Consider the following 26,044-nt stretch of genomic DNA (forward strand, 5'->3'; position numbering starts at 1 on the left):
CGGTCAGTAGCGCGAGATCGCCGATGCGACACGCAATTCGATGGAGGCCTTGCTCAGGTGCGCGTCGACGGGCCGGCGTCCGAGGTGGACCACCGAGCGCAGTTGCACGGCCGCGACGATCGCGGCCAGCGCCACGAGCACGCCCGCGACCGCCAGCACGTGCTCGGCCGGTGTCGGGGCCGACGAGGTCGTGGCCGCGAGCGCCCCGGCGACGACGGCCAGCGTGGCTGCCCGCACCGCGTGGAACCAGCCGATCCGCGGCGCCTCGCCCTCGTTCCCGAACGCGAAACAGCCGCAATCGAGTTCGCGGCGTCCTCGCAGCAGGTTGACGGTGAGCCCGACGCAGAAACCGGTGAAAAGCACCGCAGCGACCGCCGCCGCGATCCGCGGGGCGAAGCCCGCGATCAGGGCCACGCCGAGCGCGATCTCCACCGACGGCAGCGTCGCCGCCACCAGTCGCTCCAGCGGCGCCGGCAGGATCCGGTAGCCGCGGACCACCCGCAGCAGACCCTCCCGGTCCCGCACCTTCGGCACTCCGGCGAGCAGCAGTACACCCCCGACAGCCGCCGCGATCATCGTCCACAGCATGGGTGGATCCACCTCCTTCTCCAACGGTGTGGACCCATCGTTGCCAGCCCAGAAGTCGCCGTCGCGACGGTGGCGAAACGTTCCGTCGCACCACGAGTGGGGCCGGGAAGAATGCGATTCCCACTTGCGAATCGCACATTGTTCGCAAAGGTAACCGGGCCGAAACACACCGGGGTTAGCTTGCGTCTGTACCACCGGGCGTACAGACGGGACGAGAGCCGTGACAGCTGCACTCCGGGCAGCGATTGCCCGCGCACAGGAGGCGGAAAGCCCACCGGAACAGGTGTATTCGCCGCTCCGCGCGCTCGGGCGCCGGCGACTCACGCTGAGCGACCTGATCGGCCAGTCGCTGTCGACCATCGCGCCGGCCACCGGGATGGTGTTCATCGCGCTGTGGATGACCGCGTACCGCCCCGGACTCGGTGGCGTCCTCGTGATCGCCGCGACGACGGCGGCGGTGGGACTGGTCGCCGTGTGCATCACCCAGTTCACCCGCCGCCTCGCGGCCGCCGGATCGCTCTACAGCTTCGTGTTCCAAGGCCTCGGTGCCCGCGCGGCGCTCGCGACCGGCGCCGCTCTCATCGTCGGCTACCTCGGCATCTCGATCTCCGTCATGTCGCAGGCCGCGGGCAGTCTGCTCGACATCGCCGACCTCCTCGGCCTGCGAATCGGCGGCACCGCGCCGTGGGTGGTCACGATCGCGCTGCTCGCGGCGGTCGTCGGTGCCATCACGGTGCGGGGCGTGCGGTTCGCGACCCGGGCGATCCTGGTGATCGAGGCCCTCTCGCTCGTCCTGATCGTCGCGATGATGATCGGCACACCGGCCGAAACCCCCTCGGCCACCGAGCACCTCCCGCCGACACCCGTGAGCCTGCTGCCGTTCCTCGCGATGCTCACGGTGCTGTCCATGGCCGGCTTCGAGAGCGCCGCGTTCTTCGGCCCGGAAGCCAAACGCCCCCTCGTCACCGTCACACGCACCGTCCTCGTCTCCCCCGTCCTCGTCGGCGTCCTGTTCGTGTTCGCCGCCGCCGCATCGCTCCTCGGCCACGGTTCGGTGATCGTCGGCGCCTACTTCGACGGCACCGCATCCGGCGCGTCGTGGGGGGTCGTCCTCGCGGTGAAGGCGGGCATGACGTGCTCGTGGTTCGCCTCCACCCTCGGCTGCGCGCAGGCGGGCTCGCGGCTGCTGTACTCGATGGGCGTCGAACGCGTGCTGCCCCCGGCACTCTCGCGCGTGCACCGCCGGTTCCGCACACCGCACGTCGCGGTCGCGCTGTTCACGGCCGCGAGCCTGATCGGCGCGGCGCTCTACGCGGTACGCGCACAGGCGGACTCCGCGATGTTCGACGGCGTCGTCGAGGTCGGACTGGTCACCGCCTACACGCTCGTCGCCTTCGCGTCGCTGCGCTTCCTGCGCCGCATCGGCGAGCACACCGCCGTCACCCGTGCGGCCGCCGTGTTCGTCACCGTGCTCGGCGGCGGTCTGCTCGCGTGCCTCGTCGTCGACGGCACCGTGCACGACGTGTGGATGGTGCCCGCGACGCTCGCGCTGGTCGGGTCGTCCGGTGTCGTGTGGCACGAGGTGCTGCGCCGGTCCCGGCCCGGCAGCCTCGCCACGGTGGGCGCGTTCGACTCGGTGGAGACGTCCGACATCCTCCCCGGCGCCGGCGTCCTGGTGATCGACGAGGACGGCCGACGGCACATCGTCGCGAGCGGCGGCCACGGCGTGCGGCAGGCCCGGGACGGCGGACGGTGATGCCGTCCCGCACCCCGGTCCGGACCGAGGACACGCACTTCAGCGGGCAACAACCGCAGGCCGTCCAGCGGGCACTCGGAATGCTCGAGGCGGTGGCACACCTGGGGCCGGGAACGACAGCGAAGGAGATCGCGCGTTTCGCGGGCGTCCCGCCGGCAACCGCGTACCGAATGCTCAATCTCCTGGTCGCCGAGGGCTTCCTCGTGCGGGTGCCGGACCTGTCCGGCTTCGCGCTGGGACGGCGCACCGCGGAGCTGGCGCAGGCCGCCGCCGACACCGGCCCGCTGCCGTCGCTGCACGAGGCCGTCGAGGAACTGCGGTCGCGAACCCGCTTCGCGATCCACGTCGCGTCGTTCGCCGGGGGTCGGCTGCGGATCGTCGACCGCGATCCGGACCACGAGATCGCGGCCGTCGGCATGCTCTCGAAGCACCTGCACGCGAACGCCCTCGGCAAGGTGATGCTCGCGCATCTCCCGGACGTGCACCCCGACCCGGACCTCCGACGACTGACGGAGTTCACGATCTGCGACCCCGACGAGCTGACCCGGCACCTGCGCGCCGTGGCGCGGGACGGTTTCGCCCACGAGTGCCAGGAATCGCGGCTGGGCCGGGCCGCGCTCGCGGTTCCGCTGCACGACCGGTCCGGGTGCGTCGTCGGTGGGCTCTACCTGCAGGGCGCCGACGGTCGCGTCCAGCCCGACGACGAGCTGATCCGCTTCCTCGTCGACGGCGCCGACCGTCTCACCGGGATGGTCTGATTCAGTCCTCGGCGGTCACGAAGCCCTGCTCCACGAGCCACTGCCGGGCCACCGCCGCGGGATCCTTGCCCTCGACGTCCACCCGCTTGTTGAGTTCGGTGATCGCGTCGTCGGTGAGCACCGCCGAGATCGGCGCCATCACCTCGGCGACCTCCGGGTAGCGCTCGGCGAAGTCCTCGCGCATCGTCAACGCCGGGTTGTACTTCGGGAAGAACTGGCGATCGTCCTCGAGCACCACCAGGTCGAGGGCGGCGATCCGGCCGTCGGTGGTGAACACCTCGCCGAACTTGCACTGGCTGCCGTCCGCGGTGGCCTGGTAGATGATGCCGGTCTGCAGGATCCGCCGCTCCGCGCGCGCCGGGTCGAACCCGTACGCGGCCGCCATGCCCGGGAAGCCGTCCTGGCGCACGTTGAACTCGGTCTCGACGCACGTCGTGGCCGCGGCCGGATCGCGTTGCACCAGAGCGGCGTAGTCGGACAGCGTCCGCACCCCGGTGCGTTCCGCGGTGGCCCGGCTGGTGGCCAGCGCGTACGTGTTGTTCATCGGCGCCGGATCGGTCCACACCATCCCGTTGCGTTCGAGGTCCTCGTCGCGGACGGCCTCGAACTGCGCGCGGGAATCCGGGATCGGCTGTTCGTGGCCGAGGTAGTTGATCCAGCCGGTGCCGGTGTACTCGTAGCTGACGTCGATCTGCCCCGCCAGCTGCGCGTCCCGGGTGCTGTTGGAGCCCTGGATGTTCGTCAGGTCGCGGACGTCGGCGCCGGCCGCGGACAGCGCGAACTCGATGATGTAGCCGAGGATCACCTGCTCGGTGAAGTCCTTGGAGCCGACCGTGATCCGCGCGCCGTCGAGTTCGGGGACGGGCTGGATACTGCCGGGGCCGACCTTCAGCGGCACGGCGCCGCCGGATTCGAGGCCGCACGACGCGAGCAGCGCGCTCGCGAGCACCACCGCGGTGCCGGCCAGGACTCGTCGCATCATCTTCATGTCAGCGCAGTCCCTTCGGCCCGAGGTACGTCTCGGCGAGCGCACCCAGCCAGTCGACGAGCAGCGCGAGCGCCACCGCGAGCACCGCACCCACCACGAGGGTCACGTTGTCGCGCAGCTTGTATCCGGTGTCGATGAGGATGCCGAGACCACCGGCACTCACCAGGAAGCACAGCGTCGCGGTACCGACCGCGAGAACCAGCGAGGTACGCAGGCCCGCCAGGATGTACGGCACCGCGAGCGGGAACTCCACGCGGCGCAGCACCGTCAGCGCCGACATGCCCTGTCCGCGTCCGGCGTCGACCAATGCGGGATCCACCTCCTGGTAGCCGAGGATCGTGTTCCGCAGCACCGGGAGCAGCGAGTAGAACGCGATCGGCAGCACCCCGATCCAGAATCCCGTCGTGCGGGTCGCCAGGTAGAACAGCACCAGCAGACCGATCGCGGGCGCCGCCGCACCGATGTTCGCGATACCGACGAAGATCGGTGCCAACCGGGTGAACCCGGGCCGGGTGAGCAGCGTCCCGAGAGGCACCGCGAGGGCCAGCACGATCAACACCACCACGACCGTGATGAGCACGTGCTGCCACGTGAGCGTCGCGATGTTGGCGACGTTGATGCTCGCCTTCTGCGTCGCGTTCAGGTCCCGGCTGAACGCCCAGCCCAGCACGCCGCCGACCAGGATCAGCACCAGCACCGGCTGCACCAGCAGCCGCATGCGTTCGGCACGAGCGGCTGCCTGCTGGCCTGTGGCGGTGGTCATTTCGACGCTTCCCCGGCGATGTGGTCGTCGGCGTGCTCGTCCCGCACGTCCTGGAGCGCATGGACGAGGGTGTCGATCGTGACGATGCCGGCGTACTCGCCGCGGCGGCCGGTGACCGCGGCCGACGCGCTCGCCTGCACCAGCAGTGCCTCGAGGGCGTCCTGCAGCGTGGAGGTGAGCGACACGTTCTCGCCCACCGGATCGCCGACGTCCTCGAGCGAACCCGCCGTCGCGAGTTGTTCGGGCGAAACCCACCGGAGCGGGCGATCGCGCGGATCGAGGATCAGGCCCCAGGGTGCGTCCTGCTCGGCAAGCTCGCGGCGCAGTTCGGCAACCGAGCCGTTCCGGTAGGCGGTGGGGCACTGCGCCAGTTCGATGTCGCGGACCCGCGCCAGGGTGAGCTGCTTGAGCGACGCGTCGGCGCCGATGAAGCCGGCAACCATGTCGTTGGCCGGATTGGCCAGGATCGCTTCCGGGGTGTCGTACTGCATGATGTGGGACTGATTACCCAGCACCGCGATCCGGTCTCCGATCTTGACCGCCTCGTTGAAGTCGTGGGTGACGAACACGATGGTCTTGCCGAGATCGGACTGCAGCCGCATCAGCTCGTCCTGCAGCAGTCCGCGCGTGATCGGATCCACCGCGCCGAACGGCTCGTCCATGAGCAGCACCGGAGGATCCGCCGCGAGCGCTCGGGCGACACCGACGCGCTGCTGCTGACCGCCCGACAACTGCCGCGGATAGCGGTCGCGGTAGGTGTCGGGGTCCAGACCGACCAGGTCGAGCATCTCGTCGACCCGCTCGGTGGTGCGCTTCTTGTCCCACCCCACCAGTCCGGGCACCGTCGCGACGTTCTTCGCGACCGTGAGGTGCGGGAACAATCCCGCCTGCTGGATCGAGTAGCCGATGCCGCGACGCAGCCGGTCCGCGTCGATCGAGTGGGTGTCCCGTCCGGCGATCGTGATCTTGCCCGACGTCGGCTCGATGAGCCGGTTGATCATCCGCATCGTGGTGGTCTTGCCGCAGCCGGACGGCCCCACGAACACGACGGTCTCGCCGGCGGGAATGGTCATCGACACGTGGTCGACGGCCGGGTCGTCCTGTCCGGCGTACTGCTTGACGACGTCGTCGAGCACGATCTCGACTCCGGTGCCGGTGCGTTCTTCGGCGGGTAGAAGGTCAGTCACGAAGCCCCCTCGAGGTGGTGAGGCGCCCGAGCAGGACGAGCAGTCCGTCGAGGACGAGCGCCAGGATGACGATGAGCACGGTGCCGGTGAGGGCCTGTGGAACGGCGGTGGGACTGCCGACACGGGACAGCCCCGAGAAGATGAGGTTGCCCAGCCCGGGTCCCTTCGCGTAGGCCGCGATCGCGAGGATGCCCATGAGCATCTGGGTGCTCACCCGGATGCCCGCCAGAATCGACGGCCAGGCCAGCGGCAACTCGATGCGGCCGAGCACCCTGAGCCGGTTCATCCCGACACCGCGGGCGGCATCGGTGATCGCCGGATCCACCGAGGCCAGCCCGATGATCGTGTTCCGGATGATCGGCAACAGGCCGTACAGGACCAGGGCGGTCACGGTGGGTGCGACGCCGAGGCCGAGGATCGGGATGAGGAGGCCGAGCAGGGCGAACGACGGCAGCGTGAGCACCGTGCTGGCCAGGCCCGTCGCCACCGCCGACCCGATCGGGCTGCGGTAGACGGCGATACCGATGAGGACCGCGATGACACCCGCGATCACCACCGACTGGACGACCGCACTGACATGCAGATACGAGTCCGTGAGCAACTGTTGGCGCCGCTCGGACACGAAATCCCACAGGGTCTGGAAATCCAATCCAGAACCTCCCTTCAGCCGCGACAAGGCCCGAAAGAGACCCGCCCACTCACTGCGGACGGGCCTCCCTCGGGCCGCGCGGCACTGCGCTTGCCCTCAACACTGCCCCGGAATCACGGTTTCTGCTTGGCAATCGGCCGATACGTTCGGGCCGACCCGTCGGTTCGGATACCGGAACTCGCTACCGAACGCGATCGAGATACGAGAGCGGACGCACCGCGATCCGCACGAGAGCGAGCGGATTGTCGTCACCGGCCGTGCGGTTGGCGCCCATCGCGCCGCACGCACCGCACCGGTGGACGATCAGCCACTCGCCACCCCCGCGCACCGAGATGGAGATCGGGTCCATCCGGCCGCCGCACGACGACGCGCGGTCGCCGGGGACGGCCCGATCGACGTGCCGGCTGCACAGGCACGTCGGACAGTGATTGCGGTGTGCGGTGCCCGGCGCCCGCATCGGAACATCCAATCCGCAACCGAGACAGCGGAAGGACGTCCCGCGCCGCGCCGGGCCGTCCCGATGGACGGGCTTGGCCCGCTGCGGGCGTTCGGTTCTGCCGTTCCTGCGTGACACGTCGAATCGCCTCCCGCCGCGTCAGAGTTGCGCGAGGTGTTCGAGCGGGAACGGCGGCTGCGCCAACGGTTTCACCGCGATGCGGATCAACAGCAGCTGGTTGTCGTCCGAGGCCACGGGACCGGCCTCGAGACGATCGCAACCGGTGCACCGGTGGATCAGCATCCAGTCACCGTCGCGTTGCACGGCGACGGCGATCGGATGGGTGCGGGCGTCGCACTCCCCGTGCCTGCCGGCGAGGCAGTTGGGACAGTGCGTCCGTGGCAGAGCGCCCGGAGTCGAGGTGGACACCGTGAGTCCGCAGCGGACGCACGTGAAGGTGGACAGGTGTGAAATTGGCGTGCCACTGTGGGACACGGGAAACTCCTCTGTGAGATCGACTGGGCGGCAATGGTTGCCGAGCCTCATCGACCCCGCGGAAGAATCACACCGGACAGGGGATCCGATGTCGGGTACGGATCACCGGCCGGAGCGGTTCGCGGGATCGCGAAGGAGCTCGGCGGCTGTCCGGGGCATAATTCACCACTTCCATGCGCGTAGGGACCGGCTGACGTGCCGGATGCGCGAAACCCTAGGACGGGCCCAGTCGGAGCGCAATCGAATTACCGCACCGTCGCGGCCGCCGCCGGACTTCGGGACGAGCGGGGTCAGGACAGGTAGCGCGGCTGCGGCTCGCTCTTGTGCGACCAGTCCCAGCCGATCTCGTGTTGCGTGCGCGCGTCGAGGTGTGCCTCGCGCACGGCTCCCGCCCGCTCCAGCCGGACGATGATGGATTTGGACGTGGGGCAATTGCTCTTCAGCGCAGTCGAATCCAGTGGGACGAGCGGATTGGTCTCGGGATAATAGGCCGCTGATGTGCCGCGCGGGATGTCGTACTCGACGATGCGGAAGTCCGGCGCGTACCGGGCACACTCGTCGTCGTCCCACTTGGTCAGCAGGTCCACCCGGTCGCCGTCGTCGTAGCCGAGGGCGGCGATGTCGTCGCGGTGCATGAAGATCACGCGGCGCCCGCCCTCGATTCCCCGGTAGCGATCGCTGAGCCCGTAGATCGTGGTGTTGAACTGGTCGTGGCTGCGCAGCGTCTGCAGGATCAGATGCCCCGGAGGCACCTGCATCACCTCGATCGGCGCGACGTCGAACTCCGCCTTGCCCGAGGGTGTCTCGAAGGATCGCGAGTCGCGGGGCGGGTGCGGGAGGATGAACCCGCCGGGACGGCGCACGTTCACCTCGTAACCCTCGCATCCCGGCACCACCTTCGAGATGTGCAGCCGGATCTTCGCGTAGTCGTCGCGCATCCCGAGCCAGTCGAGCCCGTAGCGGTCACCGAGTGTCGCGTGCGCGATCTGCGTGACGATGGCCGTCTCCGATTGCAGGTGCGAGCTCGCCGGATCGAGCGGCCCGCGCGACGCGTGCACGGCGCACACCGAGTCCTCGACCGAGATGAATTGTTCCCCGCTCGCCTGGACGTCCTTCTCGGTGCGCCCCAGCGTCGGGAGGATGAGCGCCGTCTCGCCGGTGACGAGGTGCGACCGGTTGAGCTTGGTCGAGATCTGCACCGACATCCGGGTGTTGCGCATCGCGGCCGCGGTGACGCGGGTGTCCGGGGCGGCCTCGACGAAGTTGCCACCGAGTCCCATGAAGAACTTGGCCTTCCCGTCCCGCATCGCGCGAATCGAATCGACGGTGTCGTAGCCGTATTCGCGGGGCGGATCGAACCCGAACTCCAGCTGGAGCGCGTCGAGGAAGCTCTGCGGCGGACGTTCCCAGATCCCCATCGTCCGGTCGCCCTGGACGTTGGAGTGGCCCCGCAGTGGCAGCAGGCCGGCACCGGGCCTGCCGATGTTGCCCTGCGCGAAAGCGACGTTGCACACCTCCTTGATGATCGCGACCGCGTTGCGGTGCTGGGTCAGGCCCATCGCCCAGCAGAAGACCGTGGCCTTCGAGTCCCGCAGCATCTGTGCGGCCCTGGTGATCTCGGCGCGGGAGAGCCCGGTCGACGCGCCGACCTCGTCCCAGTCCACTGCGCGCACATGGTCCCGCCACGCCTCGAACCCGTGCGTGTACGTCTCGATGAACTCGTGATCGAGCGCGTCCCACTCGACGAGCAGCGAGCCGATCGCCTGCATCAGGGCGAGATCGCCGCCGAGCTTGATCTGCAGGTGGTAGTCGGAGAGATCCGTTCCCCGGCCGATCACCCCGCTCGGGGTCTGCGGGTTCTGGAAGTGCAGCAGACCCGCCTCCTTGAGCGGGTTGATCGACAGGATCTTCGCGCCGCGCTTCTTCGCGACCTCGAGATGAGTGAGCATCCGCGGGTGGTTGGTTCCGGGATTGTGCCCCTGCAGCACGATCAACTCGGCCTCGTGGACGTCCTCGAAGACCACGCTGGCCTTGCCGATCCCGATAGATTCGGCGAGCGCGATCGACGTGGACTCGTGGCACATGTTGGAGCAGTCCGGCAGATTGTTCGTGCCGTACGCCCGGACGAACAATTGGTACGCGAACGCCGACTCGTTGGACGCCCGGCCGGACGTGTAGAAGATCGCCTCGTCGGGATCCAGGGACTGCAACTCCCGCCCGATCAGGGCATACGCGTCGGACCAGTCGATCGGTTCGTAATGCGTCGCCCCGGGGCGCTTGATCATCGGGTGCGTGATCCGCCCCTGCTCGTTCAGCCAGTACTCGCTGTGCGAGGCGAGATCGGCGATCGAGTGCCGCGCGAAGAACTCCGGCGTCACCCGCCGGAGGGTGGCCTCGTTCGCGACGGCCTTCGCGCCGTTCTCGCAGAACTCGGCGGGGTGCCGGTGCCCGGGCTCCGGGTCGGGCCACGCGCAGCTCATGCAGTCGTAGCCGCCGACCTTGTTCAGCTCGAACAGTGTCTCGCCGGTCCGGACGATGCCCATGTTCTCGAGCGACCGCTTCATGGACACCGCGACGGCGGGGACTCCGGCGGCCTTCGTCTTCGGCTTTCCGACCTTCAGATCGGATTCGTCGTAATCCGGACGTTCTTCCTTTTCGCGCCTTCGCATCTCGACCTCCACCTCGCTGTCGGCCTCTCGTCCACGGTAGGACACTTCGGCACGCGGGGCGCGATACCGGGAAGGTTGTTGCGAGAGGAAGTCAGCGGGCGTCGATCCCGTCCAGCACGAGTCGCACGAGATAGTCGACGAAGTCGTCCGCGCCCCACTCCGGCCGGGACAGGGTCAGCGTCGTGAGCGCACCGCGCAGCGTGTCGAGCACGAGGGCACCGTCCGCCTCGGGCCTGATCTCGCCGGATTCGATCGCCCGGGTGAAGACCTCGACATACCGCGCCCGCACCGGCCCGATGAACCGGCGTTCGGCCTCGTCCTGCAAGGCGGGATCTGCCACCATGTCGGCGATCAGCCCCGGCATCCCCCGCCGGTACTCGGGCAGCAGCTGTAGCGACACCATGTCGCGAACCATCGCCGTGAAGGTCTCCTCGAAGGATGCGTCGGGCTCGATTGCTCGCGCCGACGCCGGTTCGCGCCGGAACAACACCTCCTGCACCAGCGCGGCCTTCGTTCCCCACCACTGGTAGAGCAGCGGACGCCCGACGCCCGCCCGACGCGCCACCGCGGCGAGCGTGAGCGCCTCGTAACCGTCCTCGACCAACACCTGCGCGGCGGCGTCGAGCACCGCCCGATGCCGCTCGGGATCACGCCGCCGCCCCCGTCCGGGGCCGTCCTCGACCACTTCGCATCCCTTCTCCGGAAATCGTCGCCAAATTAACTTACATCGTGTAAGGCTAATAGAAGGACGATTCGAACGAAGCGGAGCCCGAATGACTTTGATCGACGTCGCACGGCCGGTACCGGACGTCGCGATCCTCACCCTGAACCGCCCCGAGCGCCTCAACGCCCTCAGCTTCGGCCTCGTCGGCGATCTCCACGCCGCACTGGACGAACTCGAGCGCGACAACACCTGCCGGGTCGTGGTCCTCACCGGGGCCGGGCGCGGCTTCAGCGCGGGACTCGATCTCAAGGATCCCGTCCGGACGGCACCGACCGCGGCCGGGCTCACCGGGCCCGCCGCCGGCATGCGCACGCAGGAGTACATCGCCTCGCTGGTTCCGCGCCTGCAACGCCTCCCTCAGACGGTGATCGCCGCGATCAACGGTCCCGCGTTCGGCGGCGGTCTGGCTCTCGCGGCGGCCTGCGACCTGCGGATCGCGTCGACGTCCGCGCGCTTCGGCGTGCAGTTCATCAAGATCGGTATCTCGGGCTGCGACATCGGGATCAGCTACACACTGCCCCGGATCGTCGGCGGCGGCCGGGCCACCGAACTGATCACCACCGCGCGCGAGTTCGACGCCGCCGAGGCCGAACGCATCGGCTTCGTCACCCGAATCGTCGACGACGCCGAACTGCTCCCCGCCGCACTCGAACTCGCGGCGACGCTGTGCAACCACAGCCCGTTCGCGCTGGCGATGACCAAACAGGTGCTCACCGCGAACGCCGCCGCCGGCAGCGTGGACGCGGCGATCGCTCTCGAGAACCGCACCCAGATCCTGGCCGGTACCGGCGGCGAGTTCGCCGAGGCCGCAGCCGCATTCGTCGAACGTAGACCGCCCGCGTGGGCACGGACAGGAGAGCGAGCATGAACCGCGAAACACTGAACACCCTCTTCGACCTCACCGGACGCACCGCGGTCGTCACCGGCGGCACCCGCGGCATCGGCCTGGCGATCGCGGAGGGGTTCGCGGCAGCCGGTGCCGACGTCGTCGTGGCCAGCCGCAAGGCCGACGCGTGCACCGAGGCCGCCCGGCACCTACGGAGCCTGGGCGGCAACGCGATCGGAATCGCCACGCACATGGGCGAGCTCGACGACCTGACCGCCCTCGCGGAGGGTGCCGCGGACGAGTTCGGCGGCATCGACATCCTGGTCAACGCCGCCGCGAATCCGCTCACCCTGCCGCTCGGCAAGTTCACCCCGGAGGCCTGGTCCAAGTCGTACGACGTGAATCTGCGCGGCCCGGTGTTCCTGACGCAGGCCGCGCTGCCCTACCTCGAGGCCAGCAAGCACGCCGCCGTCATCAACGTGATCTCGGTGGGCGCGTTCATGTTCTCGCCCAAGGTCGCCATGTACGCGGCGGGCAAGAACGCACTGCTGTCGTACACGCGGTCCATGGCCGCCGAGTTCGCGCCGCGCGGTATCCGCGTCAACGCCCTCGCCCCCGGCTCCGTCGACACCGACATGGTCCGCAACAATCCGCCCGAGGCGATCGAGGCGATGCGGCAGATGTCGTTGCAGCAGCGCATCGCAGCACCGGACGAGATGGTCGGCCCGGCGCTGCTGCTCGCCTCCGACGCCGGCAGCTACATCACCGGGCAGGTGATCGTCGCCGACGGCGGGTCCGTCGCGCACTGACGACGATGTGACCCGTACCACTGAGCGAGAACCACCCTTCCCTTCGGGCGCCGATCGCGCGATGGTCCGTTGCGGGCCGGACAGTCCGGCCCGCAACGGATTTCGGAGGACGTATGGCACGGCTCGACGGCAAGGTCGCGATCATCACCGGAGCGGCGCAGGGCATGGGAGCGGCCACGGCCCGGCTGTTCGTCGCCGAGGGCGCCCGCGTGCTGCTCGGGGACGTGCTCGACGAGAAGGGGCGCGCGCTCGCGGAGGAACTCGGCGACGCCGCGATCTTCACCCCGCTCGACGTGAGCAGCGAGTCCGCGTGGGAGGCGGCCACCGCGCTGGCCGTCGACCGCTTCGGCGGCCTCGACATCCTCGTCAACAACGCCGGCGTGATGCACTGGGCGCCGATCGAGGAGCTCGACGTCGCCCGGACCGAGCGCCTGATCGACGTCAACGTCCTCGGAAACCTGCTGGGCGCCAAGTCCGTCGTCCCGATCATGAAGAAGGCCGGACGGGGCGTGATCGTCAACATCTCCTCCGTCGACGGGCTGCGCGGCGTCAACGGGCTGGCCGCGTACACGGCGAGCAAGTGGGCGGTGCGCGGGCTCACCAAGGCGCTCGCGTACGAGCTGGGGCCGTCGGGCATCCGCGTGTGCTCGGTGCATCCGGGCGGTGTGGACACCACGCTCGGCAATCCCGGCGGCCTGGTCGGTGACGACCTGCAGAGCAAGTACACCGGCGTGCCGCTGCAGCGCATCGGCGAGTCCGAGGACATCGCTCGGGCCACCCTGTTCGTCGCGAGCGACGAGGCGTCGTACATCTCGGGCGCGGAGCTGGCAGTGGACGGCGGCTGGTCCGCCGGCACCTACTACCCGGGCTTGCCGGGCACGCCGTCGGCGCTGATGCCGAACTGACCACTGCGGGCCGACCGGGGCGGTCCCGACGGCGGCGGCCACAATGTACGCCGTGTGTTCCGAGATCGCCCCGCCCCGCTCCACCCCGAGATCCACCCCCAGCGGGCGCGTACCTCGCATCCATCCGGCCTGGTTCGTCGCCGTCGTCGCGTTCCTCGCCCTGGTCGGCGCCGCCAGTTTCCGGGCGGCGCCGTCGGTGCTCATCGATCCGCTGCACGACGACTTCGGCTGGTCCCGCGCGAGCATCTCCGCGGCGGTCTCGGTGAACCTGGTGTTGTACGGACTGACCGCCCCGTTCGCCGCGGCGCTGATGGAGCGCTTCGGCATGCGCCGCATCGTCTCCGCGGCACTGGTGCTCGTGTCGCTGGGCAGTGGACTGACGATCTTCATGACCACGACGTGGCAGCTGATTCTGCTGTGGGGCGTGCTGGTCGGCCTCGGCACCGGATCGATGGCGCTCGCGTTCGTCGCGACGGTGACCGACCGCTGGTTCGTGACGCGCCGGGGACTGGTCACCGGCGTCCTCACCGCGGGCGGCGCGGCCGGCCAGTTGGTGTTCCTGCCGGTGCTCGCGGCCCTGTCCGAACGCTACGACTGGCAGACGGTGTCGCTCACGGTCGCCGTCGCGGCACTCGCGGTGGTGCCGCTGGTACTGGTGTTCCTCCGGGACCGCCCGGAGGACGTCGGGGTGACGCCGCTGGGGGCGCCGGCCGACTACGTCCGGCCGCAGACGCCGTCGGCACCGGGAGGCGCCCTCGGGCGCGCACTCGGGGTGCTCCGGTCCGCCGCGCGGACCCGCGTGTTCTGGTTGCTGGCCGGCACGTTCGCCATCTGCGGCGCCAGCACCAACGGACTGGTCGGCACGCATTTCGTGCCGGCCGCGCACGATCACGGCATGCCCGTCACCGCGGCGGCGAGCCTGCTCGCCGTCATCGGCATCTTCGACCTCGTCGGCACCATCGCGTCGGGGTGGTTCACCGACCGGTTCGACTCCCGCAAGCTGCTCGGGATCTACTACCTGCTGCGCGGCCTGTCGCTCATGGTGCTGCCGATCCTGTTCGCGGAGACCGTGCACCCACCGATGATCGCCTTCATCATCTTCTACGGGCTCGACTGGGTGGCCACCGTGCCGCCGACCGTCGCGCTGTGCCGCAAGCACTTCGGCGCCGACGGCCCCATCGTCTTCGGGTGGGTGCTCGCGTCGCACCAGATCGGCGCCGGGCTCGTCGCCTTCCTGGCCGGCATCGTCCGGGACCGGTTCGGCGGCTACGACGCGGCGTTCTTCGTCGCGGGCGGACTGTGCGCGATCGCGGCCGTGATGGCGCTCGCGATCACGAAATCATCGGACCGTGACGAGCCGGAGATGGCGAGGCCCGCCGCCGCCTCGTAACGTGGGATCGGGGCGCAGACCGCCGATCACCCCCGAGGAGTTCACATGAGCGGCAAGCGAGTACTGATCGTCGTCACGAGCGTCGGCGAGTACGAGAGCGTCGGCTACCGCACCGGACTGTGGCTGGGCGAGTTGACGCACTTCTGGGACTACCTGCACGACGCGGGCGGCACGGCGACGATCGCCAGCATCTCCGGCGGCCCCGTCCCGCTCGATCCGGAGAGCCTGACCCAGGACGTCCTGAACGACTTGGGAACCGGAACACGTTACGCAGACCGGACATTCATGGACCTGCTGGACAGCACCGTCGCGATCGCGGACGTGACCGCCGGCGACTACGACGCCATCTATCTCACAGGCGGGCACGGCGTGATGTTCGACTTCCCGGACAACCCGGACCTCGCCCGCCTGCTACGGGAGTTCCACGAGACGGGCAAGGTCGTCTCGGCCGTGTGTCACGGGCCCGCCGGACTGCTCGGGGCAACCCTCTCGAACGGCGAGTACCTGATCGCGGGCCGCAACGTCACCGGATTCTCCTGGCCCGAGGAAGAATTCGCCCGCCGGGCCGACGCGGTGCCGTTCAGCCTCCAGGAGAGGCTCGAAGATCGCGGCGCCGTGTACTCCTTCGCGGCCGAACCCTTCGCGCCACACGTGGTCGAGGACGGACGCCTGGTGACCGGGCAGAATCCGGCGAGCGCACGACCCGTGGCCGAAGCGGTTGTGAAGCAACTCGGCTGAGCGTCACCCACATGTGACCCGATTCGCCGGGTGTCGGCGCACGGCGCCCGGCTATGTTGAGGCGGTGCGCTCCGATCAGGACGACACGATCGACGATCCGGGTCCACGCCGCCGGCGCAGGACGGTCACGGCCCTGCGCGTCGCGGCGGCCACCGCGGCGACCGCCGTCCTGGTGGTGACCGGCCTCGGCTGGGCTGCCCACCACGAGTTGACGACCGGCATCCTCCGGTCCGGCGCCCTCGACGTCCTGACCGGCGGCGACCGCAGATCGGAACACGGCGATGCGAACATTCTGCTGATCGGCCTCGACAGCCGAAAGGACATGCACGGCAACGATCTACCCGCGGAATTCGTCACCGACGAACTACATGCCGGGGACAGCGACGCCGGCGGGTACAACACCAACACGCTGATCCTGCTGCACGTCCCGGGAGACGGCAGCCGGGCCACCGCGGCCGCGATCCCCCGCGACGATTACGTCGACATCCCCGGCTACGGCAAGCACAAGATCAAGGAGGCATACGGGATGGCGAAGGCGGACGCCGACGCCGACCTCGAGGAGCAGGGCGTGACCGACCCGACCGAACGCGAACAACGATCCCGCGACGCCGGACGCCGGTCCACGATCGAGACCGTGCAGAAGCTGCTGCGGGTACCCATCGACCACTTCGCCGAGGTCAATCTCGTCGGCTTCTACGACATCGCCAAGGCGCTCGGGCCGCTCGAGGTGTGCCTCAATGCACCGGTCGACGACCCGTACTCCGGCGCGAACTTCCCGGCCGGCAGACAAATGCTCGATCCGTCGCAGGCACTGTCGTTCGTGCGGCAACGGCACGGCCTCGACAACGGCGACCTCGACCGCACCCGCCGGCAGCAGGCGTTCCTCACCGCCGTCCTCCGCAACCTCGATTCGGGCGGCATGTTCGGCAGTGTCTCCAAGATGCGTGGCCTGTTCGACACGGTCAAGAGCGACGTCGTCGTCGACGACGACCTCGATCCGGTCTCGTTCGCCTTCCAGGCACGCAACCTCACCCGGGGCGAACTCGACTTCTACACCCTGCCGATCGAGGGGTACCAGACCATCGACGGCCAGGCGGTGAACATCGTGGACCCGAACCGGATGCGCGCCGAGGTGTCCAGCCTGTTCGCGGGCGACGGGCCGCTCCCGACAACGACCTCCGCCACCACGACCACGACCACGACCACTCCGCCCGCGACGTCGTCGCGAACCGCCCGATCGGGATCGCACACCACCACGACGACCGAGGACACCAGCACGCCGCTGGAAGCCCCGCCGCCGGAAGCACCCGTCGCGGCGGACGACAGCAGCGGCATTCCCTGCGTCGACTGACCTGCTGCCGTCCCCGCTACGGCAGCAGTACGAACTTCCCGCGGGCGTGCGGTTCCTGCAGCGCCCGATGCGCCTCCGCCGCCTCCGCGAGCGGGAACCGGGTGCCCACGACGACGTCGAGCCCGCCGTGCGCGGCCATGTCCACCAGCACCGGACGCGCCTCGCGGCGGATCCGTGCACTGCGCTCGCTGATTCCGTCGATCGTGCGGAAACCGTCACGGGCCGCACGGCCGAACGCGACGAGACTGACGATCCGCTCCCGGTCCACGTCCAGTGCCAGCGACTCGTCGATCACCTCGTCGGCGCCGACGGTGTCCACCACCGCGTCGACCCCGTCCGGGGCGAGTTCGTGAATCCGTGCCGCCAGATCCGGGCCCGGCGATACGGGAACGGCACCGAGGGTGCGGAGGAAATCGTGGTGGACGGGCCACGCGACACCGATCGCCACGGCACCCCGGGCCACCGCCAACTGGACCGTCAACTCGCCGACACCACCGGCCGCGCCCTGGATGACGACGGTGTCGCCCTCACCGACCTCGGCGACCTCGAGTGCCTCGTAGGCCGCGGTGCCCGCCGCCAGCAGACACGACGCGTCCTCCCACGACATCGAGTCGGGTTTCGGCAGTACATCCTCTGCCGAGAGCAGTACCAGGTCCGCGTAGGCGCCCTCGCCGGCGTAGACGATCACCTCGTCACCGACCCGGACGGAGTCGGTGCCGGCACCGACCTGCAGGACTACGCCGGCACCCTCCACGCCCGGGCGGATCGGCAACCGGGCGGGGTCGACACCGAACGCTCCGCTGTACAGCTTGTAGTCGAGCGGGTTCACCCCGATCGCCCGCATCTCGACGACCACCTGACCCGGCCCCGGGGGCGGGATGTCCTGGTCGATCACCTCGAGGACCTCGGGTCCCCCGTACGCGGTCGCGACCACGGTTCTGGCCATGCCCGAACAACCGTGGCGCGACCGCGACTTATTCCCGTCAGGGAACCGTTCAGTTCGACGCGGCCGCTTCCGCCACGCGACGCTCGATGTTCTCGGCGACCTCGCGCCGCCAGGCCGCGACGGGCTTGGTGGTGTCCATCTCGAACTCGAAACGGTTGGTCATGTCCGGGGTGATGTCGGCGACGTCGACGTAGAACTGCTCGTACCAGCGACGCAGCTGGTAGACCGGGCCGTCCTCCTCGCACAGCAGCGGATTCTCGATGCGCGTCTTGTTCTTCCAGATCGCGACGTCCTGCTCGAATCCGATCGTGATGTACGACGCCATCGCCGTCGCGAGCTCCTGCGCCTTCTCGCCGCGGATGTCGTCGGTCTGCTTGACCTTGATGCCGTACATGAGCACGAACTTGTTCGGCGCGATCGGGTAGTGGCAGTTGAGCAGGATCGAGTCGATGTCGAAATCCGGGTAGTGGTAGGTCAACTCGTCGATCATGAAGGACGGGCCGTAGTACGCGGCCACCGAGCTGTTGCCCGTCGACGCCGCCTGACCGTCCTTGGTCGGCCGGGCCATGTCCTCGCGTCCGACACCCTCGTAGTACTGCGTCGCGGTGTGGCCCTCGAAGATGTTCTTGAACTTGATGGGGAAGCCGTAGTGCACGTAGAAGAAGTGCGCCATGTCGACCACGTTGTCGATGATCTCGCGGCAGTTGGTGTCGATGGTGATCTGCTTCCACACCCAGTCGGTCCACTCCTCGCCGGGAGCGGTCATGTCCGGGATGGTGACCTCCGCCGGCGGCTGGTTGCCCTCCGGGTCGTGCCAGACGAACAGCAGGCCGTCCTTCTCCATCGTCGTCCACGCGCGGGTCTTGGCGAGCGGGGGAACGCGGCGGGCGTAGGGGATGTCGGTGCACTTGCCGTTGCCGTTCCAACGCCAGTCGTGGAACGGACACGCCACCGAGTCGCCCTTGATCTCACCCTGGCTCAGATCGCCGCCCATGTGTCGGCAGTAGGCGTCGAGGATTTTCAGATCCCCCTGGCTGTCGGCGAACACGACCAGCTTGGTGCCGAAGGCGTGGATCGAGTGCGGCTTGCCGTCGCGGAGGTCACGCGACAGACCGACGCAGTGCCAACCACGCGCAAAACGCTCCGGGGCCTCGCCGGCCTCGATCATCCGAACTTCTTCGTTCTCCGTATCCATCGTCGTCATGACCGCTCCCCAAGTCCCTTTCAGTGAAAACGCTCGAAAACCGGAATCAATCATCCGTTTGATGATGTGTCCCGCTTCACACTGAAACACGTGTCAGTCGACTGTGGCACGAATCTCACTCATCGGGACCGAATCGGACCGTTTGTCCGCGATTGGTGACCAAAGTCCATACCGAATCGGCGATAACGGCTTCCGGAGTCGGCGCGGCCGAGCATCGTAATGTCCAGCACTGGGTACACATTCCACGATCTGGAAGGACCCGACACCATGCCCGACACGCCGGACACCCCACACCCCACTGTCGACGCTCCGCCGGTCATGTTCATCCACGGTCTCTGGCTCGCCGCGGCCTCGTGGGACCCGTGGCAAACGAGGTTCGGCGCGGCCGGATTCCACACCCTGGCACCCACGTGGCCCGGCGAGGCACCGAGCATCACCGATGCCCGGGCACACGCAGCGGACCAGGCCGGCAACGGCATCGACGAGGTCACTGCGCATTTCGCCGAGGCCATCGCCCCACTGAACCGCAAACCGATCGTCATCGGCCATTCGTTCGGCGGCCTGATCGCGCAGAAACTGCTGGCCGCCGACGTCGCGGCGGCGGCCGTGGCGATCGACCCCGCGCAGATCCAGGGCGTCAAGGCGCTCCCCCTCGCGCAACTGCGCTCCTCGTTCCCGGTGCTCGGCAACCCCGCGAATGCCAAGCGCACCGTGACCCTCACCCCCGACGCCTTCGCCTACAGCTTCGGAAATGCCATCGACCGCAGCGAATCCGACGAGATCTACGACCACTGGACCATTCCATCCCCCGGCCGGCCGCTGTTCCAGGCAGCGTTCGCGAACCTTCTTCCCGGCTCCCCGGCGCACGTCGACACGACCGCACCACGCGGACCGCTGCTGATCCTCGGCGGCGGCCAGGACCACACCGTGCCGGAATCGGTGAGCCGCTCGGCTCACCACCGCTACCGCAAGGCGGCCACCGACAACGACTACATCGTGCTGGCCGACCGCGGCCACTCGCTCACCGTCGACCACGGCTGGCCGGACGTCGCCGACACGGTCCTGGACTGGCTCGCGCAGAAGGGGTTCGGCGCGCCCGTCCGCCACTAGCCCGCGGTTGCAGTGAGCTCGTCGAGCAGGAGGGACGCCCGGTCGATGGCGTCGTAGGCCGAGCGTCCCTCTCCCTGCACCGCCCCCACCACGAGGCGGCCGGCCACACCGACCCTCGCGGCGAACAGGAACACCCCGCCCGCCTCGTCGGTCGTACCGGTCTTGAGGCCCACCACTCCCGGTCGGCCGAGTAGCGAGTTCGTGTTGAAGACCACCCCGACCCCCGGCAGCATCGCGTGGTCGCGCGCGACGATCTCGGCGATCACCGGGTTGCGCACGGCCGCCGCCGCGAGCAGGGTCAGATCCCGGGCGGTGCTCGTCGTCGAGGACGAGAAGCCGCTCGCGTCGGTGCCCACCGTCGTCGACGTCATCCCCAGAGACCGCACCAGCTCGGTTGCCGCCGTCCGGTATTCGGCGAGCGAGCCGAACGCCCACACCGCGAGGGTGTCCGCGAGATTGTTCGCCGACGGCAGCAGCATCCCGACGAGCATCTCGTACTCCGACAACTCCTGGCCGGCGCCCACCGCGACCGCCGAACCGCCCCGGTCGGCGTAGTCGCGGTAAAGGTCGGCGTCGGCCTCGGTCATCGTCAGGGTCGGCCCGTCCTCGCCCGGCGCCAGCGGCTTCCGCTCCAGCACGGCCAGAGCGGTGATGACCTTCGCCGTGCTCGCGGTGGGCCGCGGCCGGGACTGCCGCGCCCCACCGAGCCGAATCTCGTCGTCCGCGCCGTCGAGAAAGCTGTAGGCGGTCGCGGCGCCGGGCCGGGCCAGGCTCGCGGGTCCGCCGGAACCCGGCCGCGACATCACGTCGACGAACCAGATCGTGGCGCCCACCAGCAGGATCACGACGGCGAACGGGAGGACGAGGCCCCTGCGAAGAATCTGCATGGCGTCCACCGTCGCGTCCGGATATCCGGATTCTGCGGGTGTTTCGTCACCGTTCTGCTACAAGGTGTGGCGCCGATTGTGTTGCGGCCCGTCGTCGGGAGGATGGGCGTCATGACTGCGGTGTTGCTGATCGAGGACGACGACAACCTGCGCGACGCGCTGAGCCTCGCGCTGCACCGCTACGGGCACGTCGTGTCGGCGGCGGCCAGCGGCGAGGCCGGGCTGGCGGCGCTCGCGGACGGGTCCCCCGACATCGTCGTGCTGGACGTGATGCTGCCCGGCGTCGACGGGTTCGAGGTGTGCCGACGGATCCGGGCCCGCAGCGGCGTCCCGATCATCATGCTCACCGCGCGCGGCGAGGACGTCGACGTCGTGTCCGGGCTCGAGACCGGCGCCGACGACTACGTCGTCAAGCCGGTGCAGCCCCGCATCCTCGACGCCCGGATCAAGGCCGTGCTGCGCCGCACCCCGGCGGCGCCCGCACCCGACGCCGGGCGCGAGGTGTACGGCGACCTGGTGATCGACCGTGACACCCTGACCATCACCGAGGGCGCCCGGCAGCCCGAGCTCACCCGCACCGAATGGCAACTGCTGCTGGCTCTCTCCGAGCGCCCGGGCCAGGTGTACTCCCGCGAGCAACTGCTCGAGAAGGTGTGGGGCTTCGACCACCTCGGCGGCTCACGCCTGGTGGACGCATGCGTGCAGCGGCTGCGCGCCAAACTCGAGAAGGAACCCTCGAATCCCCGCTACGTGCAGACGGTCCGCGGGTTCGGCTACCGGTTCGGCCCCGTCGCATGAGGATTCGACGACCGGGTCTGCAGGCCAGGCTCACGGCCCTCGTCGCGGTGATCGCACTGATCGCCGCAGTGGTGACGTCCGCCGCGGTGTACCTGCAGGCTCGCGCCAACATCTTCTCCACGGCGCAGGACCAGATCCTGAGCAGCTTCGCCGACACCCTCGATTCCTCGGCGCTCTGGCTCGGAGAGCACCCCACGAGACGCGAGCTGTCCGAGTTCACCGGCATCGGCGACGGGAGCGTGGCCTGGTCCGGCAATGTCCGCACCGACACGTGGCCCCTCGACGTTCCCGGCCCGCCGCCGGAACTGGTCGCCCGCCTGCAGCAGTCGGAACTTCCGGTCTTCCAGCGCGTCGACAACGGCGGCGCACCACTGTTCTACGTCGGCGGCCGCCTCGGGGACCCCGAGCTGCCCCTGAGCGAACCCACGTTCGTCGCCGCGGTGTTCGGCCTGGGAGAGGCCCAGGCGCAGATCGATTCGCTCGAGCGCCGGGCGGCGGCGGTCGCGATCGTCGTCTCGGTGCTCGCGGCGCTGGCCGGGCTGTGGACCGCGCGCCGACTCGTGCTGCCCCTGCGCCGGCTCAATACCGCCGCCGCGGCGCTCGTCCCCGGCCGGCCCCGCCAGGAGCTCACCGCCGGAGCCAGCCACGAACTCTCCGAACTGGTCGCGACGTTCAACCGGTCCGCGGCCGAACTCGACCGCACCGTGGCCGATCTCGCGGCGAAGGAGGCCGACGCCCGACGGTTCGTCGCCGACGTCTTCCACGAACTCCGCACGCCCCTCGCGGCGCTGGTCGCGGTCGCAGAGGTCCTCGAGGAGGACGCCGACACGATGCCGCCCGACACCGCCCGCGCGGCCCGCATCGTCAGCCGCGGCACCGAGCGGCTGTCCCGGCTCACCGAGGACGTCATCGAGATCTCCCGGTTCGACACCGGCCGGGCCGATCTGGTCCTCGAACCGCACGACCTCGTCGACGTGGTGCGGGAGTCGCTGTCCACCCGCGGCTTCGAGTCGCGGGTACAACTCGACGCGGACGGCGCCGTCCCGTGCCGGGTGGACCGGCGCCGCATCGACATCGTGGCCGGGAACCTCGTGGCGAACGCGTTCGCGCACGGGCGTCCGCCGGTGGAAGTGGCCGTGCGCACCGACGGCGACGACGCGGTGATCACCGTGACCGACCACGGCGCTCCCATCCCGGAGGCCGTGCGGGCACAACTGTTCGAGCGGTTCTACAAGGCCGACGCCTCCCGCGGCCGGACCGACGGCAGCGGGATCGGTCTCGCCCTCGCCGAGGAGAACGTGACCCTGCACGGTGGAACGATCTCCGTGACATCGGGCTCCACGGGAAACATGTTCACGGTTCGACTGCCCCGCGCAGCACGCGCGGCAGCAGCGGATCGGCCGGATTGACCGGAGGGAGCACGACGCGTCCGGTGACGCGTGTCCGCAGTCGTGCGATCCGGCGTCCCCTCCGTTCCGGGACGGTTCCCGGCAACCGGAGCACCACCGGATCCCCGCCGAACCAGTCGCGCGCGTACGACACCGCGGCCTCCAGCGCCTCCGCGACGGTCTCCGCGGTCAGCCGACCGCGCCGGCCGGTACTCAGCCCGTGTCCCGGAAGGTCGAGCAGCACCACGTGGAATCCTTGGCGCGCCAGCGCCGCCGCCGTGTCCGTCAGGTAGCGGGCGTGCAACCCCGGCGGCACCGGAATCACCAGGGTGCGTCCGCTGCGCCGGGAGTCGGCGGCGTGGACCTCCAGGTGCACGGAGCCGTCCCGGAGACCGACGTGGGCGTGCTCGAGCCGTCCGGTGTCGGCGGCCGTGAACGTCGTGGCCGGTTCCAAGGCGGCCTCGCACGCCACGCGGCGTCTCGGCGCGTCCACGCTGCGCAGCAACGCCTTACCCCGCAGCAGGATCATCACGGCCGCGGCCTCGCGCGCCGTCAGCGTCGGCCGCCATCCCGTCGCCGCGGCGAATCGACGCGAACTCACCACCGTCTCGCCGGCGGTCACCCACTGACCGGAGAAGGGACTCAACCCCAACCGGAACGCGATGTTCGCGGCGACGATCGCGGACCGCTCGGGCACGTCGAACAGCCGCTGCCCCTGCATCGCCGCCAGTTCGCGCACCATCACCCACCCGTCGGGTCCGATGTTGAACGGCCCGCTCAGGTCGTGCTTGGCCGCGCGATGGAACGCATCGGCGAGATCGCGCTCGTGCAGGAACTGGTAGGCCGCCTCGTCGGCGCGCGGGAACACACCGACCGAGGCGGTGAGCTGGTCGATCCCGTCGTTCGAGAAGTTCGGCCCGACCACGTACGTGGACCGCAGCAACGACACGGCCATCTCGCCGGGATGCCGGCGCAGCCACCATTCGACGTAGTGCTCGACCTCCGCCTTGTCGTGGAAGTAGTAGCGATCGGGATCTCCTGCCGGATAGACGCTCTCGTCGACCGGCTTCGGACGCAGCTCGGGCCCGTACGCGTTGACGCTCGACGCCACCACCACCCGCCGGGCGCCCGCGCGGTATGCGGAGTCGATCACGTTGCGCGAGCCGCGCAGGTTGATGTCGTGGGTCTCGGCCTTGTCCCGGATCTCCTCCACCACGAACGCGAGGTGCACCACCACGTCGCAACCGCGGAACACCTCGACCAGGCGGTCCGACCGGATGTCCATGCGTACCGACTCGAGTTTGGCGTCCACGACCCTGGGCGCGCTACGGGACACCCCGACAACCGATTCCACCTCCGGATCGGCGAACAGCACCGGCAGGATCACGGCCGCGAAGTCGCTCGTCGCGCCGGTCACGGCGATCCGCAGGCTCACGCTGCACCCTCTGCCACGGTCTGCGTGATGACGTCCACCGCGGACCGGATCTGGGCGTCGGTGTGGGAGGCCATGACACAAAGCCTGAGCAGAGCCCCGGTCCGCGGCACCGCCGGGTGCAGCGCCGCGCTCGTGAAGATGCCCCGGTCGAAGAGTCTGCGCCACAACGCGATCGCTTCCATCTCGTCGCCCACGTGCAGGGCGATGATCGGAGAGACCGTTCCGCCCCCGTCCGGCAGGGCGGACACCACTCCGACGTCGAGTCCCGCCGCGGCGAGGCCGGACCGCAACGTCGACGCGTTCGCGAGCGCCCGATCGGCGCGCTGCGCGCCCTCATCGCTGCGGATCAGCCGCACCGCCGCCAGAGATGCACCCACCGCGGCCGGCACGCCCGACGTCGTGAAGAGGAAGGCCCTCGCGTGGATCCGCAGCGAATCGAGCAGATCGTGCGATCCGGCGATGAATCCTCCCGTGGAACTGGGACTCTTCGACAGCGAGGCCATCCGGATATCCGTGGAGCCGTCCACCCCGAACAATTCCGCGGCCCCGGTGCGCCGGCCCCCGAACACGCCGAGGCTGTGCGCCTCGTCGACCATGAGTGCCGCGCGGTGGCGCGTGCACACCGCCGCGATCTCGTCGAGCGGCGCCAGATCGCCCTCCATCGAGTACAACCCGTCGACGACGACGAGCACCGCGCCGCCACCCTCGACGGGCTCGGAGAGCACACTGTCGAGATCGGCGACGTCGTTGTGCCGGAACTTGCGGACCGTGGCGCCCGACAGCACCGCACCGTCGCGGATCGACGCGTGCGCCGCCGCGTCGACGACGATCACGTCGCCCTTGCCGGCGATCGCACTAATGGTTCCGAGGTTCGTCTGATAGCCGGTCGTGAAGACGATCGCGCCGTCGGTGCCGTGCCAGTCGGCGATCTCGGCCTCGAGCTCGAGATGGAGATCCGTGGTGCCGTTGAGGAGTCGGCTCCCGGTGACGGCGCCGCCGAACCGATCGAGCGCGTCCTGCGCTCCCCGTCGGATCGCCGGATGGTCTGCCAGACCCAGGTAGTTGTTCGAGCCGAGCATGATCCGGTCGGCGCCCTCGACCCGGACGACGGGTCCGGTCGCCGACTCCATCACCCGGAAGTACGGATTCACGTCGGACTCGCGGGCCGCCCGCAACAGGTCCACCCGCTCGTCGTCGTCCAATCGCCGCATCAAACGGTTCGTCGCCATCGTTTCGAATCTCCT

General features: G+C 69.5%; 25 protein-coding genes. 11 read left to right on the forward strand and 14 right to left on the reverse strand.

Features of this window, described 5'->3' with window-relative positions; genetic code table 11:
* Nucleotides 1–3 precede the first annotated feature (3 nt).
* The gene (locus tag LCL87_RS07450) at nucleotides 4–588 is read right to left on the reverse strand and encodes a MauE/DoxX family redox-associated membrane protein (RefSeq protein WP_225018334.1); all 585 of its coding nucleotides are present in this window, start codon (nucleotides 586–588) and stop codon (nucleotides 4–6) included.
* Nucleotides 589–808: 220 nt separating this feature from the next.
* On the opposite strand from LCL87_RS07450, the gene LCL87_RS07455 reads away from it, so the two are divergent.
* Complete coding sequence (locus LCL87_RS07455) at nucleotides 809–2,344, forward strand: APC family permease (RefSeq protein ID WP_225018242.1); 1,536 nt, start codon at nucleotides 809–811, stop codon at nucleotides 2,342–2,344.
* On the forward strand, nucleotides 2,344–3,102 hold the full coding sequence (locus tag LCL87_RS07460) for an IclR family transcriptional regulator (protein WP_225018244.1): 759 nt from the start codon (nucleotides 2,344–2,346) through the stop codon (nucleotides 3,100–3,102). Before LCL87_RS07455 ends, LCL87_RS07460 begins: the two co-directional genes overlap by 1 nt.
* Before the next feature lies 1 nt (nucleotide 3,103).
* Here the strand turns inward: LCL87_RS07460 and LCL87_RS07465 are convergent, their stop codons facing one another.
* The 8 genes from LCL87_RS07465 to LCL87_RS07500 form a co-directional block, all read right to left on the reverse strand.
* The gene (locus LCL87_RS07465) at nucleotides 3,104–4,090 is read right to left on the reverse strand and encodes a glycine betaine ABC transporter substrate-binding protein (RefSeq protein ID WP_225018246.1); all 987 of its coding nucleotides are present in this window, start codon (nucleotides 4,088–4,090) and stop codon (nucleotides 3,104–3,106) included.
* A 1-nt stretch (nucleotide 4,091) separates the two neighbouring features.
* On the reverse strand, nucleotides 4,092–4,853 hold the full coding sequence (locus tag LCL87_RS07470) for an ABC transporter permease subunit (RefSeq protein WP_225018248.1): 762 nt from the start codon (nucleotides 4,851–4,853) through the stop codon (nucleotides 4,092–4,094).
* Nucleotides 4,850–6,040: an ATP-binding cassette domain-containing protein gene (locus LCL87_RS07475; protein ID WP_225018250.1), complete on the reverse strand. Its 1,191-nt coding sequence runs from the start codon at nucleotides 6,038–6,040 to the stop codon at nucleotides 4,850–4,852. The genes LCL87_RS07470 and LCL87_RS07475 overlap by 4 nt, the downstream gene beginning before the upstream one ends.
* The gene (locus tag LCL87_RS07480) at nucleotides 6,033–6,689 is read right to left on the reverse strand and encodes an ABC transporter permease (RefSeq protein ID WP_225018252.1); all 657 of its coding nucleotides are present in this window, start codon (nucleotides 6,687–6,689) and stop codon (nucleotides 6,033–6,035) included. Before LCL87_RS07480 ends, LCL87_RS07475 begins: the two co-directional genes overlap by 8 nt.
* Before the next feature lie 181 nt (nucleotides 6,690–6,870).
* The gene (locus LCL87_RS07485; protein WP_225018254.1) at nucleotides 6,871–7,263 is read right to left on the reverse strand and encodes an RNHCP domain-containing protein; all 393 of its coding nucleotides are present in this window, start codon (nucleotides 7,261–7,263) and stop codon (nucleotides 6,871–6,873) included.
* Between the two features lie 21 nt (nucleotides 7,264–7,284).
* A complete protein-coding gene (locus tag LCL87_RS07490) occupies nucleotides 7,285–7,671 on the reverse strand; it encodes an RNHCP domain-containing protein (RefSeq protein ID WP_225018257.1) in 387 nt (128 codons plus the stop codon).
* Nucleotides 7,672–7,910: 239 nt separating this feature from the next.
* Entirely contained in the window at nucleotides 7,911–10,289 is a 2,379-nt protein-coding gene (locus LCL87_RS07495) for an FdhF/YdeP family oxidoreductase (RefSeq protein WP_225018258.1), read from the reverse strand.
* 91 nt (nucleotides 10,290–10,380) lie between these two features.
* Nucleotides 10,381–10,974 carry a TetR/AcrR family transcriptional regulator gene (locus LCL87_RS07500; RefSeq protein ID WP_225018260.1) on the reverse strand — a complete coding sequence of 198 codons (594 nt, stop codon included), beginning with the start codon at nucleotides 10,972–10,974 and terminating at the stop codon, nucleotides 10,381–10,383.
* Nucleotides 10,975–11,062: 88 nt separating this feature from the next.
* Between LCL87_RS07500 and LCL87_RS07505 the strand changes: the two genes are divergently transcribed.
* The 6 genes from LCL87_RS07505 (at nucleotide 11,063) to LCL87_RS07530 (ending at nucleotide 17,032) form a co-directional block, all read left to right on the forward strand.
* Nucleotides 11,063–11,881, forward strand: coding sequence for an enoyl-CoA hydratase-related protein (locus LCL87_RS07505; RefSeq protein ID WP_225018262.1), 819 nt, complete (start codon nucleotides 11,063–11,065; stop codon nucleotides 11,879–11,881).
* Nucleotides 11,878–12,648, forward strand: coding sequence for an SDR family oxidoreductase (locus LCL87_RS07510; protein WP_225018264.1), 771 nt, complete (start codon nucleotides 11,878–11,880; stop codon nucleotides 12,646–12,648). The genes LCL87_RS07505 and LCL87_RS07510 overlap by 4 nt, the downstream gene beginning before the upstream one ends.
* A gap of 113 nt (nucleotides 12,649–12,761) precedes the next feature.
* A complete protein-coding gene (locus LCL87_RS07515) occupies nucleotides 12,762–13,553 on the forward strand; it encodes a glucose 1-dehydrogenase (protein ID WP_225018266.1) in 792 nt (263 codons plus the stop codon).
* A 52-nt stretch (nucleotides 13,554–13,605) separates the two neighbouring features.
* A complete protein-coding gene (locus LCL87_RS07520; RefSeq protein WP_510850710.1) occupies nucleotides 13,606–14,943 on the forward strand; it encodes an MFS transporter in 1,338 nt (445 codons plus the stop codon).
* Nucleotides 14,944–14,988: 45 nt separating this feature from the next.
* Nucleotides 14,989–15,681, forward strand: coding sequence for a type 1 glutamine amidotransferase domain-containing protein (locus LCL87_RS07525; protein ID WP_225018270.1), 693 nt, complete (start codon nucleotides 14,989–14,991; stop codon nucleotides 15,679–15,681).
* A gap of 64 nt (nucleotides 15,682–15,745) precedes the next feature.
* Nucleotides 15,746–17,032, forward strand: a complete 1,287-nt coding sequence (locus tag LCL87_RS07530; RefSeq protein WP_225018271.1) for an LCP family protein — start codon at nucleotides 15,746–15,748, stop codon at nucleotides 17,030–17,032.
* A gap of 16 nt (nucleotides 17,033–17,048) precedes the next feature.
* On the opposite strand, the gene LCL87_RS07535 is transcribed toward LCL87_RS07530, so the two are convergent.
* Together LCL87_RS07535 and LCL87_RS07540 are read right to left on the reverse strand one after the other, a co-directional pair.
* Nucleotides 17,049–17,978, reverse strand: coding sequence for an NADP-dependent oxidoreductase (locus LCL87_RS07535; protein WP_225018273.1), 930 nt, complete (start codon nucleotides 17,976–17,978; stop codon nucleotides 17,049–17,051).
* A gap of 49 nt (nucleotides 17,979–18,027) precedes the next feature.
* Nucleotides 18,028–19,182 carry a 3-ketosteroid-9-alpha-monooxygenase, oxygenase component gene (locus LCL87_RS07540; RefSeq protein ID WP_225018275.1) on the reverse strand — a complete coding sequence of 385 codons (1,155 nt, stop codon included), beginning with the start codon at nucleotides 19,180–19,182 and terminating at the stop codon, nucleotides 18,028–18,030.
* Between the two features lie 267 nt (nucleotides 19,183–19,449).
* On the opposite strand from LCL87_RS07540, the gene LCL87_RS07545 reads away from it, so the two are divergent.
* Nucleotides 19,450–20,292, forward strand: a complete 843-nt coding sequence (locus LCL87_RS07545; RefSeq protein WP_225018277.1) for an alpha/beta fold hydrolase — start codon at nucleotides 19,450–19,452, stop codon at nucleotides 20,290–20,292.
* On the opposite strand, the gene LCL87_RS07550 is transcribed toward LCL87_RS07545, so the two are convergent.
* Nucleotides 20,289–21,179 carry a D-alanyl-D-alanine carboxypeptidase family protein gene (locus tag LCL87_RS07550; protein WP_225018279.1) on the reverse strand — a complete coding sequence of 297 codons (891 nt, stop codon included), beginning with the start codon at nucleotides 21,177–21,179 and terminating at the stop codon, nucleotides 20,289–20,291. The two genes, LCL87_RS07545 and LCL87_RS07550, sit on opposite strands and share 4 nt — an antisense overlap.
* A 102-nt stretch (nucleotides 21,180–21,281) precedes the next feature.
* Between LCL87_RS07550 and LCL87_RS07555 the strand changes: the two genes are divergently transcribed.
* Nucleotides 21,282–21,977 (forward strand): response regulator, encoded by a 696-nt coding sequence (locus LCL87_RS07555; RefSeq protein ID WP_510850713.1) that lies wholly within the window; start codon nucleotides 21,282–21,284, stop codon nucleotides 21,975–21,977.
* Complete coding sequence (locus tag LCL87_RS07560) at nucleotides 21,974–23,386, forward strand: sensor histidine kinase (RefSeq protein ID WP_225018283.1); 1,413 nt, start codon at nucleotides 21,974–21,976, stop codon at nucleotides 23,384–23,386. Before LCL87_RS07555 ends, LCL87_RS07560 begins: the two co-directional genes overlap by 4 nt.
* On the opposite strand, the gene LCL87_RS07565 is transcribed toward LCL87_RS07560, so the two are convergent.
* Together LCL87_RS07565 and LCL87_RS07570 are read right to left on the reverse strand one after the other, a co-directional pair.
* Nucleotides 23,331–24,800, reverse strand: coding sequence for an NAD-dependent epimerase/dehydratase family protein (locus LCL87_RS07565; protein ID WP_225018285.1), 1,470 nt, complete (start codon nucleotides 24,798–24,800; stop codon nucleotides 23,331–23,333). The genes LCL87_RS07560 and LCL87_RS07565 overlap by 56 nt on opposite strands.
* Entirely contained in the window at nucleotides 24,797–26,029 is a 1,233-nt protein-coding gene (locus LCL87_RS07570; protein WP_225018287.1) for an aminotransferase class I/II-fold pyridoxal phosphate-dependent enzyme, read from the reverse strand. Before LCL87_RS07570 ends, LCL87_RS07565 begins: the two co-directional genes overlap by 4 nt.
* Between the last annotated feature and the right edge of the window lie 15 nt (nucleotides 26,030–26,044).

The sequence above is a fragment of the Prescottella equi genome, from assembly GCF_020171745.1.
Taxonomy (GTDB): domain Bacteria; phylum Actinomycetota; class Actinomycetes; order Mycobacteriales; family Mycobacteriaceae; genus Prescottella; species Prescottella equi_A.